The sequence below is a fragment of the Pseudomonas sp. GW456-L12 genome, from assembly GCF_059424045.1.
Genome location: NZ_JBWKZA010000001.1, coordinates 354,879 through 368,657 on the forward strand (window position 1 = coordinate 354,879; position 13,779 = coordinate 368,657).

Annotated in this window: 15 protein-coding genes; 1 reads left to right on the top strand and 14 read right to left on the bottom strand. The window is 61.3% G+C overall.

The genetic code is table 11. The features are described from left to right. Positions 1-18: 18 nt before the first annotated feature. The 4 genes from AC07Y9_RS01825 to AC07Y9_RS01840 all read right to left on the bottom strand — a co-directional run bounded on the left by AC07Y9_RS01825 (position 19) and on the right by AC07Y9_RS01840 (position 3,188). The gene (locus AC07Y9_RS01825) at positions 19-582 is read right to left on the bottom strand and encodes a DUF1285 domain-containing protein (protein WP_102678404.1); all 564 of its coding nucleotides are present in this window, start codon (positions 580-582) and stop codon (positions 19-21) included. A gap of 21 nt (positions 583-603) precedes the next feature. Then, positions 604-1,206: a DUF4823 domain-containing protein gene (locus tag AC07Y9_RS01830; RefSeq protein ID WP_102678405.1), complete on the bottom strand. Its 603-nt coding sequence runs from the start codon at positions 1,204-1,206 to the stop codon at positions 604-606. Positions 1,207-1,441: 235 nt separating this feature from the next. Next, positions 1,442-2,410, bottom strand: coding sequence for a GTP 3',8-cyclase MoaA (locus tag AC07Y9_RS01835; protein WP_007928078.1), 969 nt, complete (start codon positions 2,408-2,410; stop codon positions 1,442-1,444). 139 nt (positions 2,411-2,549) lie between these two features. Beyond that, positions 2,550-3,188 carry a TetR/AcrR family transcriptional regulator gene (locus AC07Y9_RS01840; RefSeq protein ID WP_007928069.1) on the bottom strand — a complete coding sequence of 213 codons (639 nt, stop codon included), beginning with the start codon at positions 3,186-3,188 and terminating at the stop codon, positions 2,550-2,552. 78 nt (positions 3,189-3,266) lie between these two features. Here AC07Y9_RS01840 and AC07Y9_RS01845 point away from each other — a divergent pair, with 78 nt between their 5' ends. Then, positions 3,267-4,400, top strand: a complete 1,134-nt coding sequence (locus tag AC07Y9_RS01845; protein ID WP_102678406.1) for an aminotransferase class V-fold PLP-dependent enzyme — start codon at positions 3,267-3,269, stop codon at positions 4,398-4,400. Positions 4,401-4,617: 217 nt separating this feature from the next. On the opposite strand, the gene AC07Y9_RS01850 is transcribed toward AC07Y9_RS01845, so the two are convergent. The 10 genes from AC07Y9_RS01850 to plsX all read right to left on the bottom strand — a co-directional run bounded on the left by AC07Y9_RS01850 (position 4,618) and on the right by plsX (position 13,777). Then, the gene (locus tag AC07Y9_RS01850) at positions 4,618-5,403 is read right to left on the bottom strand and encodes a TatD family hydrolase (RefSeq protein ID WP_007928065.1); all 786 of its coding nucleotides are present in this window, start codon (positions 5,401-5,403) and stop codon (positions 4,618-4,620) included. Positions 5,404-5,485: 82 nt separating this feature from the next. Beyond that, entirely contained in the window at positions 5,486-6,472 is a 987-nt protein-coding gene (locus AC07Y9_RS01855; protein ID WP_009042853.1) for a DNA polymerase III subunit delta', read from the bottom strand. Next, positions 6,465-7,097, bottom strand: a complete 633-nt coding sequence (gene tmk / locus AC07Y9_RS01860; RefSeq protein ID WP_007928062.1) for a dTMP kinase — start codon at positions 7,095-7,097, stop codon at positions 6,465-6,467. Before tmk ends, AC07Y9_RS01855 begins: the two co-directional genes overlap by 8 nt. 19 nt (positions 7,098-7,116) lie before the next feature. Next, the gene (mltG, locus tag AC07Y9_RS01865; protein WP_102678407.1) at positions 7,117-8,337 is read right to left on the bottom strand and encodes an endolytic transglycosylase MltG; all 1,221 of its coding nucleotides are present in this window, start codon (positions 8,335-8,337) and stop codon (positions 7,117-7,119) included. 3 nt (positions 8,338-8,340) lie between these two features. Beyond that, a complete protein-coding gene (pabC, locus tag AC07Y9_RS01870) occupies positions 8,341-9,156 on the bottom strand; it encodes an aminodeoxychorismate lyase (protein WP_102678408.1) in 816 nt (271 codons plus the stop codon). Beyond that, a complete protein-coding gene (gene fabF / locus AC07Y9_RS01875) occupies positions 9,156-10,400 on the bottom strand; it encodes a beta-ketoacyl-ACP synthase II (protein ID WP_007928055.1) in 1,245 nt (414 codons plus the stop codon). Before fabF ends, pabC begins: the two co-directional genes overlap by 1 nt. A gap of 111 nt (positions 10,401-10,511) precedes the next feature. Beyond that, complete coding sequence (acpP, locus tag AC07Y9_RS01880) at positions 10,512-10,748, bottom strand: acyl carrier protein (RefSeq protein ID WP_003175607.1); 237 nt, start codon at positions 10,746-10,748, stop codon at positions 10,512-10,514. Between the two features lie 196 nt (positions 10,749-10,944). Then, positions 10,945-11,685 (bottom strand): 3-oxoacyl-ACP reductase FabG, encoded by a 741-nt coding sequence (fabG, locus tag AC07Y9_RS01885; protein ID WP_053260206.1) that lies wholly within the window; start codon positions 11,683-11,685, stop codon positions 10,945-10,947. 16 nt (positions 11,686-11,701) lie between these two features. Next, positions 11,702-12,640, bottom strand: coding sequence for an ACP S-malonyltransferase (gene fabD, locus AC07Y9_RS01890; protein WP_009047834.1), 939 nt, complete (start codon positions 12,638-12,640; stop codon positions 11,702-11,704). 126 nt (positions 12,641-12,766) lie between these two features. After that, positions 12,767-13,777 carry a phosphate acyltransferase PlsX gene (gene plsX / locus AC07Y9_RS01895; protein ID WP_102678409.1) on the bottom strand — a complete coding sequence of 337 codons (1,011 nt, stop codon included), beginning with the start codon at positions 13,775-13,777 and terminating at the stop codon, positions 12,767-12,769. Positions 13,778-13,779: the final 2 nt, after the last annotated feature.

Consider the following 13,779-nt stretch of genomic DNA (forward strand, 5'->3'; position numbering starts at 1 on the left):
AACAAGAGGTTTCGCAGCTCAGGGCTCCAGGCCGATCGGGAAGAACACCCCGCCGCTCCAGACGCCCAGCCAGTTCTGACCGTCGATCGGACGGCTCACCGCCAGCTCCACCAGTTGGTAGAACACATTGCGGTGCACCAGCGCCTCCAGATTGCTGCGTACATGAACGTAAGGCGCCGGCTCCTGGGTCTGCGGGTCGATCACCACTCGCAGCGGATGCTCGCTGCCGGCGCTGACCTGCTCGTCGACGTTGGTGGTAAAGCGCAGGACCTGGACCTCGCCTTCCCCTTCGACCTCCAGGGTGACGGCGACAAAAGGCGCGTCATCGACCTTGATGCCGACCTTTTCCACTGGGGTGATCAGGAAGTAGTCATCGCCGTCGCGGCGAATGATGGTGGAGAACAGCTTGACCATCGGTTTGCGGCCAATGGGGGTACCCAGGTAGTACCAGGTGCCGTCGCGGGCGATACGCATGTCGATATCGCCACAGAAGTCGGGGTTCCACAGGTGGACCGGCGGCAAGCCCTTCTGCGCCTTGGGAATCTGCGCCAACAGATCGTTGGCTTTGCCCGGACCACTCATGCTGCTCTCCTCGTGCTTGGCTTAATCGCTCAAGCCTAACAGGCTGCGGGCGTATTGTTCGAGCGGCGGGCCAAGCAGGTCTTCCGGCTTGTTGTCGTGGAACGTCAGTAAACCGCCACGACTGCGAATCCGCGCGGTGTCGATCAGATACTGGGTACTGGTCTCGATCAGCATGATCTGAATCACGCCGTTGTCGATCCCCAGGCGATCCACGGCTTCCTGGTCGAACCATTCATCGGAGTTGCCGATGCGGTCGTCGGCCTTGGCGAAGCGGGTGTACAGCAGGTAATGCGCACCCACCTCACGGGCCTCGGCCATGGCCTGGTCCAGGCCTTCCGGCGCCCGGGCGCGGCGGACCATGGGGAAGTATTCGATAAAGCCCTTGAAGGCTTCCTCGGCCACCACGTTGGGGCGCGGGTAAGCGCTACCCGGCGGCGCAAAGGCGCCCTGGGCGATGAAAATGAACGAGTCCGGTTGAACGCGGAACGAGTTGGCGCGCTGGGTATTACTGTGATCGAGAAAACCCGCATCACTCATGTGATAGCGAACGCCCTCGCCCATATCGCTGACATTCATGCAGCCGCCGAGCCCCAAAAAAGCCAGCAGCAAAACCAGGCTACGCATCCTTCCCTCCAGAAGCCGGTGACGGAAAACCGGCGAATGGCCACGAGATGCAGCTTCCGCGCCAGCTCATGCTCCTCTAGCCGCTGCCGCAGGCTGCGAATGGCGGCGCAGCAGCCACAAACCCGGTGAAGGCTATTGGCTGGAGAGAAATGGGTCGCCTGGATTGGCGAGGGCTACGCCCTCGATCGCAGCCTGCGGCAGCGGCTACAGAGGACGGGGATCAGGGAGATGGGGTTTAGCCGCCGATGATTTTCATCACCGTCGCACCACCGGAGAATGCCACGTCCTGCTTGTCGCCCAAGGCTTTGACCAGCAAGCGCTGCAAGGCCGGCAAGGCCTGGTGGCGCGGCTTGTCCAGCAGATCGCCGACGTAATGCCGGTTACTCGACGACAGGCAACCGTGCAGCCAACCGGTGGACGACAGCCGCAGGCGCGAGCAGGTCCGGCAGAACGGTACGCTTTCGTTGGCGATCACGCCGAAATGGCCCTGCCCCGGAATTTCATAGCGCACTGCGGTGGCGTCCACCGGCGCATCGGCCTGCAGGTATTCGTAGCGCTCGCCGATCAGGCTCAGCAGCTGCTGCAGACTGACGAACTGCTGCAGGAAAGCGTTGGAATCGCTGGCCAGGTGGCCCATGCGCATCAGCTCGATAAAGCGCAGTTCATAGCCACGTTCCAGACAGTAGTCGAGCAGCGGCATTACCTGGTCCAGGTTCTGCCCGCGCAGCGGCACCATATTGACCTTGATTTTCATGCCCGCCGCGCGAGCCTGGTCCATGCCGTCGAGCACGGTCGCCAGATCGCCGCCACGCGCAATGCCGCGGAAAGCCGAGGCGTCCAGGGTATCGAGGGAAACGTTGATGCGCCGGATACCGGCATCCACCAGCAACGGCAGCTTGCGTGCGAGCAATTGGCCATTGGTGGTCAGGCTGATGTCTTCCAGCCCCATTTGCCCCACCGCCGCCATGAAGGCTTCGAGTTTCGGACTGACCAGGGGCTCGCCGCCGGTGATCCGCAGGCGTTCAATGCCTGCTGCCTCGATCAGATAGGCCACGCCGCGCGCCATGGCCTCGGCCGACAACTCGTCCTGGGCAGCCACCAGCCGCTTGCCGTTGGGCACGCAGTAGGTACAGGCGTAGTTGCAGGCAGAAGTCAGGCTGATACGCAGATTGCGAAAACGCCTGCCTTGACGATCAACGATCATGGATGACTCCGGCGAAGGAAGAGTGAACCGACCAAAACCTGACTAAAAAATCAGGTTTTGGCAAGTCCCATGCCTGAGTATATTCCTGGGACACTGCGCCATATAGAGAAATCATGGCGCCATAAGGCCACTGAATGAATCAGCTGCCGGAGCTATCCGGGTCGCGCTTGCGCTTGTTGCCCATGCGCACGCCGATGTCCATCAGGAACTGGAAGAAGCCTTCCTGGTCTTCCAGCACGTTGCTCCAGAACGGCGAGTGATACAGCGCCACTGCGCCATGCACCAGCGCCCAGGCCGCGCAATAGTGGAAGTAAGGCGGCACGTCTTCGAGCTTGCCTTCGCTGATGCGGCCCTTGATCAACAAGGTCAGGCGTTCGAAGTTGGAAGCACGGATCTTGTGCAGCTCCTCGACCATTTCCGGCACCTGGTTGCCCTTGACCACCTTCTCTTCCAGGCGATCGAACAGCCGGTAACGCTGTGGATCACGCATGCGGAATTCGAAGTAGGCCCGGGACAGGGCTTCCTTATCCTTGTCGACATCGGCAGAGTGCAGCAGCTCGTTCAGGTCGCGCTCATAATCGAGCATCAGGCGCAGATAAATCTCCGCCTTGGACTTGAAGTGCTTGTAGATGGTCCCTTTGCCGATACCAACGGCATCAGCGATCATCTCGACGGTGACGCTGTCTTCACCTTGATCGAGGAACAGCTTGAGCGCGGTATCGAGAATTTCTTGCTCACGGCGACGAAACTCACGGACCTTACGAGGTTCTTTCTGCATAAGAAAAGGTCTGTCGGGGTCAAAATCGAAGCCGCGTATTATGCCTAAATTGCGCCAAAATGCACGGATCATCCGACCATGACTATGTTTCTTGATGAATTTGTACAGGCCCCGGGCCTGCGTTATTTGAATCACGCAGCTGTCGCCCCCTGGCCGAATCGGGCCGCCGAAGCCGTGGCGCGCTTCGCCAAAGAGAACGTTTTGCTGGGCGCGCGGGACTATCCGGACTGGATGGCCCTTGAGCAACGCCTGCGCGAACGCCTGATGCGCCTGCTAAATGCACCGTCAACGGATGACATCGCGCTGGTCAAAAATACTTCGGAAGCGCTGTCATTCGTCGCCTTTGGTCTGCCTTGGGAACAAGGTGACCAGATCGTCATCAGCGACGAGGAATTCCCCTCCAACCGCGTCGTCTGGGAAGCCCTGGCCAGCCAGGGTGTGGAAGTGCTGCAGGTCAGCCTCAAGGGCGACGATCCGGAAGGCGCGCTGCTGGCCGCCTGCGGGCCGCGCACCCGGCTGATGGCGATCAGCGCGGTGCAGTTCGCCAGCGGTCTGCGCCTGGACCTGCAGCGCCTGGGCGCCGGCTGCAAACAACAGAACGTGCTGTTCTGCATCGACGCCATCCAGCAACTGGGCGCCCAACCCTTCGATGTCCAGGCCTATCAATGCGACTTCGCCATGGCCGACGGCCACAAATGGATGCTCGGGCCTGAAGGCCTCGGTGTGTTCTATTGCCGCAGCGAGCTGCGCGCGCAGCTCAAGCTCCATGAGTTCGGCTGGCACATGCTGGAACACATGGGCGATTACAGTCGCAGCGCATGGGAACCGGCCAAGAGCGCGCGGCGCTTCGAGTGCGGCAGCCCGAACATGCTCGGCGCCATGGCCCTGGAAGCAAGCCTGTCGTTATTGGAAGAAGTGGGCATGGAACACGTGGCGACCTTGATCGCCGAACGGGTCCAGTGGCTCCAGGATGGCCTGAATGCTATCCCCGGCGTACGCCTGCACACCCCGCTCAACCCTGCCCGACGCGGCGGAATTTTCTCGTTCAGTATCGATGGCATCGATAATCAGGTGGTTCATGAGGCGCTGCAACAGCAGCAGGTGGTGTGTATTCCCCGTGGTCCCGGGGTTAGATTTTCACCGCATTTCTATACCGAAAAGCGCGTAATCGACGAAACTCTCGCCATCGTGGCTGATATCGCCCGGCAATGAGAACTCAAGCGAAGCGCTCGTATTCCAAATTTGTTTAAAAAACGAGCAAGGCCAACTGGACTGAATTCAATAGTGATCAATACTTGAAATGTCGGCGTGACATCTCCCCCAAGTGAAGCGCCGATGAAGGTACCAAGGGATGGTGTGCCTTTGTTTTACTCCTAATGGTCTTAACCCGGATTCACCCCCCAGAACCCGGGTTTTTTTTGCCTGCGATTCAGCCCTTGACGTGCGCCAGCGGGAACAGACGCTTGAAGTTCTCGGTGGTCTGTTCGGCAAAACGCTCGTAGGGCTCCCCACGCAGCATGGCCAGGAACTCGGCGACTTCACGCACATACTGCGGCAGGTTGGGCTTGCCGCGATAAGGAATCGGCGCCAGGTACGGCGAATCGGTTTCCACCAGCAAACGGTCGGCCGGCACCTGGCGCGCCACGTCCCGCAGTGCATCGGCATTGCGGAAGGTGACAATCCCGGACAGGGAAATGTAGAAACCCAGGTCCAGCGCGGCCTTGGCCATGTCCCAGTCTTCGGTGAAGCAGTGCAGGACCCCGGCTTGCGGCAACGCCGCTTCACGCAGCAGGGTCAGGGTATCGGCGCGCGCGCCACGGGTGTGGACGATCACCGGCTTGCCGGTCTGCTGGGCGGCTTGCAGGTGCAGACGGAAGGATTCCTGCTGCAACTGCGCGGCTTCCGGTTCGTAGTGGTAATCCAGGCCGGTCTCGCCGATGGCCACCACCCGCGGATGGTTCAGTTCCTGTAGCAGCCAGTCGAGGGCTGGTGCGGCGCCAGGCTGGACATCCAGGGGATGGACACCCACCGAGCAATCGACGTCGTCATAACGCTCAGCCAAAGCCTTGACGTCGGCCGCATTGTCGGCGCTGACGCCAATGCACAGGAAATGCCCGACACCGCGCTGACGAGCCGCGTCCAGGGCGGCGTCAAGCGAGCCGTCGTGGGCGGCGAGGTCGAGGCGATCGAGGTGACAATGGGAATCTACAAGCATAAGAAGCGACAACCACATTCGGTCAATGAACAGGCCGGCCCGAGCGGCAGCCGGCGATTCGGTTTGTTTCCAGGCGCCGCCGTCAGTTGCGCGCGGGCAGTGCGGCCCACTGCACCAGCAAGGCTTCGAGCAACAGCACCCGATTGAGGTTGGCCTTGTTCAACACCTTCTGGCGCTGCGCAAGAATCCAGTCCTGGATCTCCAGAACCTTGGCCTGGGAGGACTTCTGCGCGAGGTACTGCACCACTTTGCGCATATCGGCCAATCCCAGCCCCTCCTCGTCCTGCGTCAGCTGATAGCGCAGGATCAGGCTCGACCAGTCGCAGAACCAGTCGAATAGCAGTAGCAAGGGTATCGCATTCCAGCCTTCGGCCAGCTGGGTCGGCGATTGCTGCTGCTTGAGCAACTTCTTCACCCCGTCGACCACCTGCGCCCGCTGCTCCCGCGCGCCCTGGGCTTGCAAGCTGACAGCCGCCAGGGGCGAACCGGCCGCCAGGGTCAACAGCTCGACCCGCTCCTCTTCCGAGCAGTCCGGCAGGGCCTTGCTCAGCCATTGCAGGCTCATGGCCTCACTGGGCAGAGGACAGGCCTGCTGCACGCAGCGACTCTTGATGGTCGGCAACAAGCGGCTCGGCTGGTGGCTGACCAGCAGCAACACCGTATCGCCGGACGGCTCTTCGAGGCTTTTCAGCAGCGCGTTGGAAGCGTTGATGTTCATCGACTCCACCGGCTCGATCAGCACCACCTTGCGCCCGCCCAGTTGCGCGGTCTGCACCACGAAGCTGACCAGCTCGCGCACCTGGTCGACCTTGATCGCCTTGTCCGCCTCCTCCGGCTCCAGCACGTAGTTGTCCGGATGGCTGCCGGCCTGCAGCAGCAAGCACGACTTGCATTGCCCACAGGCATCCAGCCCGGCCGGACGCTGGCACAGCAGGCGCGCCATCAGGCGCTCGGCCAGCGCACGCTTGCCGATGCCCGCCGGGCCATGGAGCAGATAGGCGTGGGCATGCTGCGCTCGGCCCGCCAACTGCTGCCAAAGTTCGTCCTGCCAGGGAAAGGCCTCAGCCACGGTGCAGCTCCAGCAATTTCGGCAACAGGGCGTCCAGTGCTTGCTGGACCTGGGACAGCGGCTGCGCCGCATCCACCAACAGGTAACGTGCCGGATCGGCCGCCGCGCGCTTCAGGTACGCCTGGCGTACCGCATCGAAGAACACCCGGCCTTCCAGCTCGAAACGGTCCAGGCGGCCACGGGCGCTGGCGCGGGCCAGCCCCACTTCGACCGGCAGGTCGAACACCAGGGTCAGGTCGGGTCGCAGCTCACCCTGAACGAACTGCTCCAGGGTCGCGATACGCTCCACGGACAAACCACGACCACCGCCCTGATAGGCGTAGGTGGAATCGGTAAAACGGTCGCACAACACCACCGCGCCACGGGCCAGCGCCGGACGAATCACCTCGGCCAGATGCTGGGCGCGCGCGGCGAACACCAGCAACAGCTCGGTATCGGGATTCATGACCTCGTCGCCGGGGGTCAGCAGCACCTCGCGGATCCGCTCGGCCAAGGGCGTACCGCCCGGCTCGCGAGTCAGCAACACCTCGATGCCAGCGGCGCGCAGGCGCTCGGCCAGGTATTCGCGGTTGGTGCTCTTACCCGCGCCTTCCGGGCCTTCCAGAGTAATAAACAAGCCAGTCACAGGCAGTCCTTAATCAAAGTCATTGCGGGCTTTTCGGCTCGGGCTCGACGGGAGTTTCGAGCGGTGCTTGCGGCGGTACTTCCGGACTCACTTGGGGAGCCTCCTGAGAAGGCTCTTCAGGGGACGCCTGCGGAACCGCCTCGGGCGCCGTATCGGGTGACGCCGCCGGAGTCGACTCCGGAGTTTCGGAAGCCGCCGGGCTGCCCGCCGGTGCCGGGCTGGAACGATAATCGGCGCGACGCTTGAGCTGGAACTCGCGCACGGCATTGTTATGTGCATCCAGATCGTCGGAGAACACATGGCTGCCATCGCCACGCGCCACGAAATACAGACTGCTGCCCGGCACCGGGTTGAGCGCGGCATGGATCGCCTCGCGACCGACCATGGCGATCGGCGTCGGCGGCAAGCCACTGATCACGTAGGTGTTGTAGGGGGTCGCTTCCTTCAGCAGGGCGCGGGTCAACTTACCGTTGTAACGCTCGCCCAGACCATAGATCACCGTCGGATCGGTTTGCAGCAACATACCCACCTGCATGCGGCGCACGAATACCCCGGCAATCTGTCCGCGCTCCTGGGGCACGCCGGTTTCCTTCTCCACCAGCGAGGCCATGATCAGCGCCTGATAAGGCTCGGTATAAGGCACATCGGCAGAGCGCTTGTTCCATTCCTTGGCCAGCACCTCGTCCAGGCGGCTGTAGGCTTTTTCCAGCAGCTCGACATCGGTCATCCCACGTACGAAACGGTAGGTATCGGGAAAGAACCGGCCTTCGGGGAAAACTCCGCCGTGACCGAGTTTTTCCATGACCTCACTGTCACTCAACCCATTCAGGGTCTGCTCGAGCTTGTCATGCTTGGCCAACGCCGCGCGCACCTGACGGAAGGTCCAGCCTTCCACCAGGGTCAGGCTGTACTGCACCACTTCACCACGCTGCCAGACCCCGATCAGGCCATGCGCGGTCATCCCTGGGGTCATGCGGTATTCGCCGCTGTGCAGTGGCTGTCCTTCCATGTTGAAGCGCCAGTACAGGCGCAGCCAGAACGCGTCCTTGAGAACGCCATTGGCTTCCATACGGTTGAAGGTACCGCCTGGCGTCGAGCCAGCCGGCACGTCGAGCAATTGCTCTTGGGTCAGGTTGAGAGGCTGCTCCAGCGCCGAGTTCAACTTCCAGGCCGAGGCGCCCAGCGCCAGACCTGCCAGAACCAGTCCGGTCTCCAGCAGAAGCAATAGTTTACGTCTCACAAATCAGGCATCCAGTAGCGTGCGGGCAATGCGTTGCAGTTTACGGGTGAGCGGTCCGGCCGACCAGCGCAGCGCGCCACAGGCAAGCACCGGCCAAATGCCATAGACACTGTTGCAGACAAAGACTTCGTCGGCCTGTTGCAACTGTTCGAGACTGATGTCGGCGATTTCCGTGGGAATAGCCAACGACGCGGCCTGAAACAATATTTCAGCGCGCATCACTCCGGCGACCCCGCAACGGCTCAGATCGGCCGTGAACAAGGCACCGTCGCGCACCAGGAACAGATTGCTGAACACGCCCTCGATCACCCGCCCGGAAACGTCGAGCATCAAGCCTTCGGCATGCTCGCTGTCCTGCCACTCGGAACGGGCAAGAACCTGCTCCAGTCGGTTGAGGTGTTTGAGGCCGGCGAGCAAGGGCTGCTCGGACAGGCGGGTGGTGCAAGGGAACAGTCGAACCCCCTGCTCGGCATGCGCCGCCGGATAAGCAGCCGGCGCATTGCCCTGGAGGATTCGCCGCGGCCGCGCCCGCGGGTCGGCGGCATAACCGCGCTGACTGTCACCCCGGGTGAGGATCAGCTTGAGCACGCCCTCCCCCAACAGCGAGGCGTAGGCGGTGAGTTCGCTGCGGATCAACGCCTGATCGGCAACGATGGCCAGGCGCGAACAGCCCTCGGCCAGGCGCAGCAGGTGCCGCTCCAGCAACAAGGGCTGGCCCGCCCTTACCGCGATGGTCTCGAACAGGCCATCGCCATAAGCCAGGCCGCGGTCCTTGAGCGACAGAACGTCAGCCGGCTGACCGTCGACCCAGCTGTCCATCAGCCGGCGAACCGGCGGAACACCAGGGAGCCGTTGGTACCGCCGAACCCGAAGGAGTTGGACAGCACCACGTCGATGTCCATGTTGCGTGCGGTGTGTGGCACGAAATCCAGGTCGCAACCTTCATCCGGCTCATCGAGGTTGATGGTCGGTGGCGCTGCCTGGCTGTTGATCGCCAGCACGCTGAAGATGGCCTCGATGGCACCCGCGGCACCCAGCAGATGGCCGGTCATGGACTTGGTGGAGCTGATCGCCAGCTTGTAGGCGTGATCGCCGAACACACTCTTGATCGCCTCGGCTTCCGCCAGGTCACCGGCAGGTGTCGAAGTACCGTGGGCATTGATGTACTGCACCTGCTCGACGTTCAGCTTGGCGTCACGCAGCGCATTGGCGATGCAACGCGCCGCGCCGGCGCCATCGGCGGGTGGCGAAGTCATGTGGTAGGCATCGCCGCTCATGCCAAAACCGATCAGTTCGGCATAGATGGTCGCGCCACGGGCCTTGGCATGCTCCAGCTCTTCGAGCACCAGCGCGCCGGCACCGTCGGACAGCACGAAGCCATCACGGCCTTTGTCCCAAGGACGGCTGGCACGGGTTGGCTCGTCATTGCGGGTCGACAGCGCGCGGGATGCGCCAAAGCCACCCATGCCCAGGCCGCAGGCAGCCATTTCAGCGCCACCGGCGATCATCACGTCGGCTTCGCCGAAGGCAATATTGCGGGCCGCCATGCCAATGCAGTGGGTACCTGTGGTACAGGCCGTGGAAATGGCGTAGTTCGGCCCCTGGGCACCCAGATGGATGGACAGGAATCCGGAAATCATATTGATGATCGAGCCAGGCACGAAGAACGGAGAGATTCGACGCGGGCCGGAATCATGCAGCGTGCGGCTGGTTTCCTCGATATTGGTCAAACCGCCAATACCCGACCCCATGGCAACGCCGATTCGCTCGCGGTTGGCATCGGTCACTTCCAGGCCGGCATTACGCACTGCCTGAAAACCGGCCGCCAAGCCGTATTGAATGAACAGGTCGAGCTTGCGAGCCTCTTTGACCGACAGGTATTCCTCGACATTGAAGCCCTTTACCGAGCCGCCAAAACGGGTGGAATAGGCAGAAAGGTCGGTGTGTTCGATCAGACCAATGCCACTGCGGCCAGCCAGAATGCCCTGCCAACTGCTCGGAACATCCGTACCCAGTGGCGACAACATACCCATACCGGTGACTACGACGCGTCTACGCGACACAGCACTCTCCTTTTTTCTAATGACGACACTTTGCATCAGGCCTAAAGAAAAAACCGCACGCCGTAACGGCAGTGCGGTTTTTCCATGACAGCAAAAGACGACTAAATACGATTAAGCCTGGTGGCTGGTAACGTAGTCGATAGCTGCTTGAACGGTAGTGATCTTTTCAGCTTCTTCGTCAGGGATTTCGGTCTCGAATTCCTCTTCCAGAGCCATCACCAGCTCAACGGTGTCAAGGGAGTCGGCACCCAGGTCTTCAACGAAGGAAGCGGTGTTAACAACTTCTTCTTCTTTAACGCCCAGTTGCTCAGCAACGATTTTCTTGACGCGCTCTTCGATGGTGCTCATACCTTGTTTTCACTCCTAATGGACAAATTCAGGCAGCTGGCCAGTGGGTAAGTGTATAGAAAGGCTTTTCAGCTTTTCAACTGAAAGCTTCACTCCTCAAACCCTTTGGCCACCTGCCTATAAATTGATTGCAGCTTTATAACGGATTTTAGACAGCTCGTATGACATTTTTTTGAAGCAATCCGTCACATTTAACTCACATGTACATCCCGCCGTTCACCGGGATTGTAGCCCCGGTCACGTATGCCGCACCGTCGGATGCAAGAAAAGCGACCACTTGCGCGATCTCTTGAGCCTGCCCCAGACGACCCAGCGGAATTTGTGTTTGCAGCGCTTCACGCTGCGCTTCAGGCAAGTCGCGGGTCATGTCGGTATCGATAAAACCCGGAGTCACCGAGTTCACGGTAACCGACCGCGAGCCAACCTCACGCGCCAGAGCACGACTGAAACCTTCCAGGCCCGCCTTGGCGGTGGCGTAGTTTACTTGGCCAGCGTTGCCCATGGCACCCACCACCGAACCAATACTGATGATTCGACCCCAGCGAGCCTTGGTCATGCCGCGCAGAACGCCCTTGGACAGGCGATAGAGACTGTTCAGGTTGGTATCGATCACGTCGTACCACTCGTCGTCTTTCATGCGCATCATCAGGTTGTCACGGGTAATACCGGCGTTGTTCACCAGGATCGCCGGCGCGCCGAACTGCTCCTGAATACTGGCCAGCACGGCAGCAACGGACTCGTCGCTGGTGACATTGAGTTCAAGGCCAGTGCCTTGAATGCCGTTTTCCTTCAACGTGGCAGCAATAGCCTCGGCGCCCGAAGCGGAGGTTGCGGTACCCACAACGATCGCGCCCAGGCGACCCAGCTCAAGCGCGATGGCCTGGCCAATACCGCGGCTGGCGCCGGTAACCAATGCAACTTTACCTTGCAGACTCATGCAGGCTTCTCCTAATTCAGACCAACGCTGCGCGAGCGGCAGCGAAGGCATCTGGGGTGTTCAGGTTAGAGGTCGATACGCCTTCGGCGCAGCGCTTGTTGAGACCCGCCAGGACCTTGCCCGGACCGCACTCGACCAGCTGGGTAGCGCCCTTGGCGGCCAGGGTCTGCACCGACTCCACCCAACGCACCGGCTTGTACAGCTGCTCCAGCAGGTCGCGCTTGAGGGTTTCGAGATCCGGCGCCACATCGGCGCTGACATTCTGTACCAACGGAATCTGTGGCGCCTGCCAGTTAATGGCGGCAATCGACTCGGCGAAACGCTCGGCAGCCGGACGCATCAGCTCGCAGTGTGATGGCACGCTGACGGGCAATGGCATGGCGCGCTTGGCGCCACGTGCCTTGCAACCCTCGATGGCGCGCTCGACAGCGGCCTTGGCGCCGGCGATCACCACCTGGCCCGGGGAGTTGAAATTGACCGCGCTGACCACTTCGCCTTGTGCGGCTTCGGCACAAGCGGCCAGCACATCGGCATCTTCCAGGCCGAGAATCGCCGCCATGCCGCCCTGCCCTGCAGGAACGGCTTCTTGCATCAACTGGCCGCGACGCTCTACCAGCTTCACGGCTTCGCCCAGAGTCAGGCTGCCAGCGGCAACCAGAGCGCTGTATTCACCCAGGCTATGGCCGGCAACGAATGCCGGGCGCGCCCCGCCCTCCGCCAGCCACAGACGCCACAGGGCGATAGAGGCGGTCAGAATGGCCGGCTGGGTTTTGTCGGTTTGATTGAGCAGCTCTTCGGGACCCTCTTGGGTCAAGGCCCAGAGATCGTAGCCCAGAGCATCGGAAGCTTCTTTGAAGGTTTCGAGGATCAACGGGTACTGCGCGCCCAACTCGGCCAACATGCCGAGGGACTGCGAGCCCTGTCCTGGAAAGACGAATGCAAGGGATGCAGACATGTAACAAGCCCCTAATGATCTTGTCGTCGGAGAATTGACGCCGCACCGTGGTGGACGCAAGAAACTGAGAGTTGGATGGCAAATTGAACTGAGCGGTCACATTTAAGCATTTCCGAGTGCAAACGCCTAAAGCAACATATCTTCGAGCCGCCCATGCAGGCGCTCAGGGAGGTTTTCCTGGATCTCGATCAACGCCCGTTGAATCGCACTCTGGAAGCCCTGAACCCCTGCCGAACCGTGGCTTTTCACGACTATTCCCTGCAAGCCGAGAAAGCTCGCACCATTATGCCGCGCCGGCGCCAGATCAGCCTGCAGGCGCCGCATCAGCGGCAATGCCAGGGCGCCGACCACACGGGAAACCGCGTTTTGCTTGAACAGGGATTCGATGCGCGCGGCAATCATGGTCGCCAGCCCCTCGCTGGACTTGAGCAGGATGTTGCCGACAAAACCGTCGCACACCACCACGTCCGCCTCGCCGCGATACAACCCGTCGCCCTCGACAAAACCGATGTAATTCAGACCCCGGGCATTCTGCAGCAGGCTAGCTGCCAGCTTGACCTGCTGATTGCCCTTGATGTCTTCAGTACCGATATTGAGCAACGCCACTCGCGGACGAACGACCCCCAGCGTCTCGGCTGCCACCGACCCCATGACCGCAAACTGGAACAGATGCTCGGCGCTGCAATCGACGTTTGCCCCCAGATCCAGCAGCTGGCAATAGCCGCGCTGGGTTGGGATGGCTGCCACCATCGCCGGACGATCGATGCCCGGAAGGGTTTTCAACACATAACGCGACAACGCCATCAGCGCGCCGGTATTGCCGGCACTGACACAGGCCTGAGCCTTGCCATCACGCAGCAGCTCTAACGCCACCCGCATGGAGGAGTCCGGCTTGCCACGCAGAGCCTGGGAAGGCTTTTCATCCATGCCAATGACTTCTGCGGCGGGCACAACCGTCAGGCGCGCGCGATCCACAGCCGAATGACCGGAAATCAGTTCTTCTAGAAGGAAAGGTTGGCCGACAAGGGCCAGGTGCAGCGAGGGGGTGGCAGACAGGCAAGCAAGGCTGGCCTGAACAATGCTGCGGGGACCGAAGTCCCCGCCCATTGCGTCAATCGCGATGACTTGAGCGGACAAGG

Excerpts from the sequence above, each read along its gene's own strand:
- fabG (WP_053260206.1), bottom strand. The coding sequence starts at position 11,685 with ATGAGTCTGCAAGGTAAAGTTGCATTGGTTACCGGCGCCAGCCGCGGT.
- fabD (WP_009047834.1), bottom strand. The coding sequence starts at position 12,640 with ATGTCTGCATCCCTTGCATTCGTCTTTCCAGGACAGGGCTCGCAGTCC.
- pabC (WP_102678408.1), bottom strand. The coding sequence starts at position 9,156 with ATGGACAGCTGGGTCGACGGTCAGCCGGCTGACGTTCTGTCGCTCAAG.
- AC07Y9_RS01850 (WP_007928065.1), bottom strand. The coding sequence starts at position 5,403 with ATGCTTGTAGATTCCCATTGTCACCTCGATCGCCTCGACCTCGCCGCC.
- AC07Y9_RS01845 (WP_102678406.1), top strand. The coding sequence starts at position 3,267 with ATGACTATGTTTCTTGATGAATTTGTACAGGCCCCGGGCCTGCGTTAT.
- AC07Y9_RS01825 (WP_102678404.1), bottom strand. The coding sequence starts at position 582 with ATGAGTGGTCCGGGCAAAGCCAACGATCTGTTGGCGCAGATTCCCAAG.
- AC07Y9_RS01840 (WP_007928069.1), bottom strand. The coding sequence starts at position 3,188 with ATGCAGAAAGAACCTCGTAAGGTCCGTGAGTTTCGTCGCCGTGAGCAA.
- acpP (WP_003175607.1), bottom strand. The coding sequence starts at position 10,748 with ATGAGCACCATCGAAGAGCGCGTCAAGAAAATCGTTGCTGAGCAACTG.
- AC07Y9_RS01835 (WP_007928078.1), bottom strand. The coding sequence starts at position 2,410 with ATGATCGTTGATCGTCAAGGCAGGCGTTTTCGCAATCTGCGTATCAGC.
- AC07Y9_RS01830 (WP_102678405.1), bottom strand. The coding sequence starts at position 1,206 with ATGCGTAGCCTGGTTTTGCTGCTGGCTTTTTTGGGGCTCGGCGGCTGC.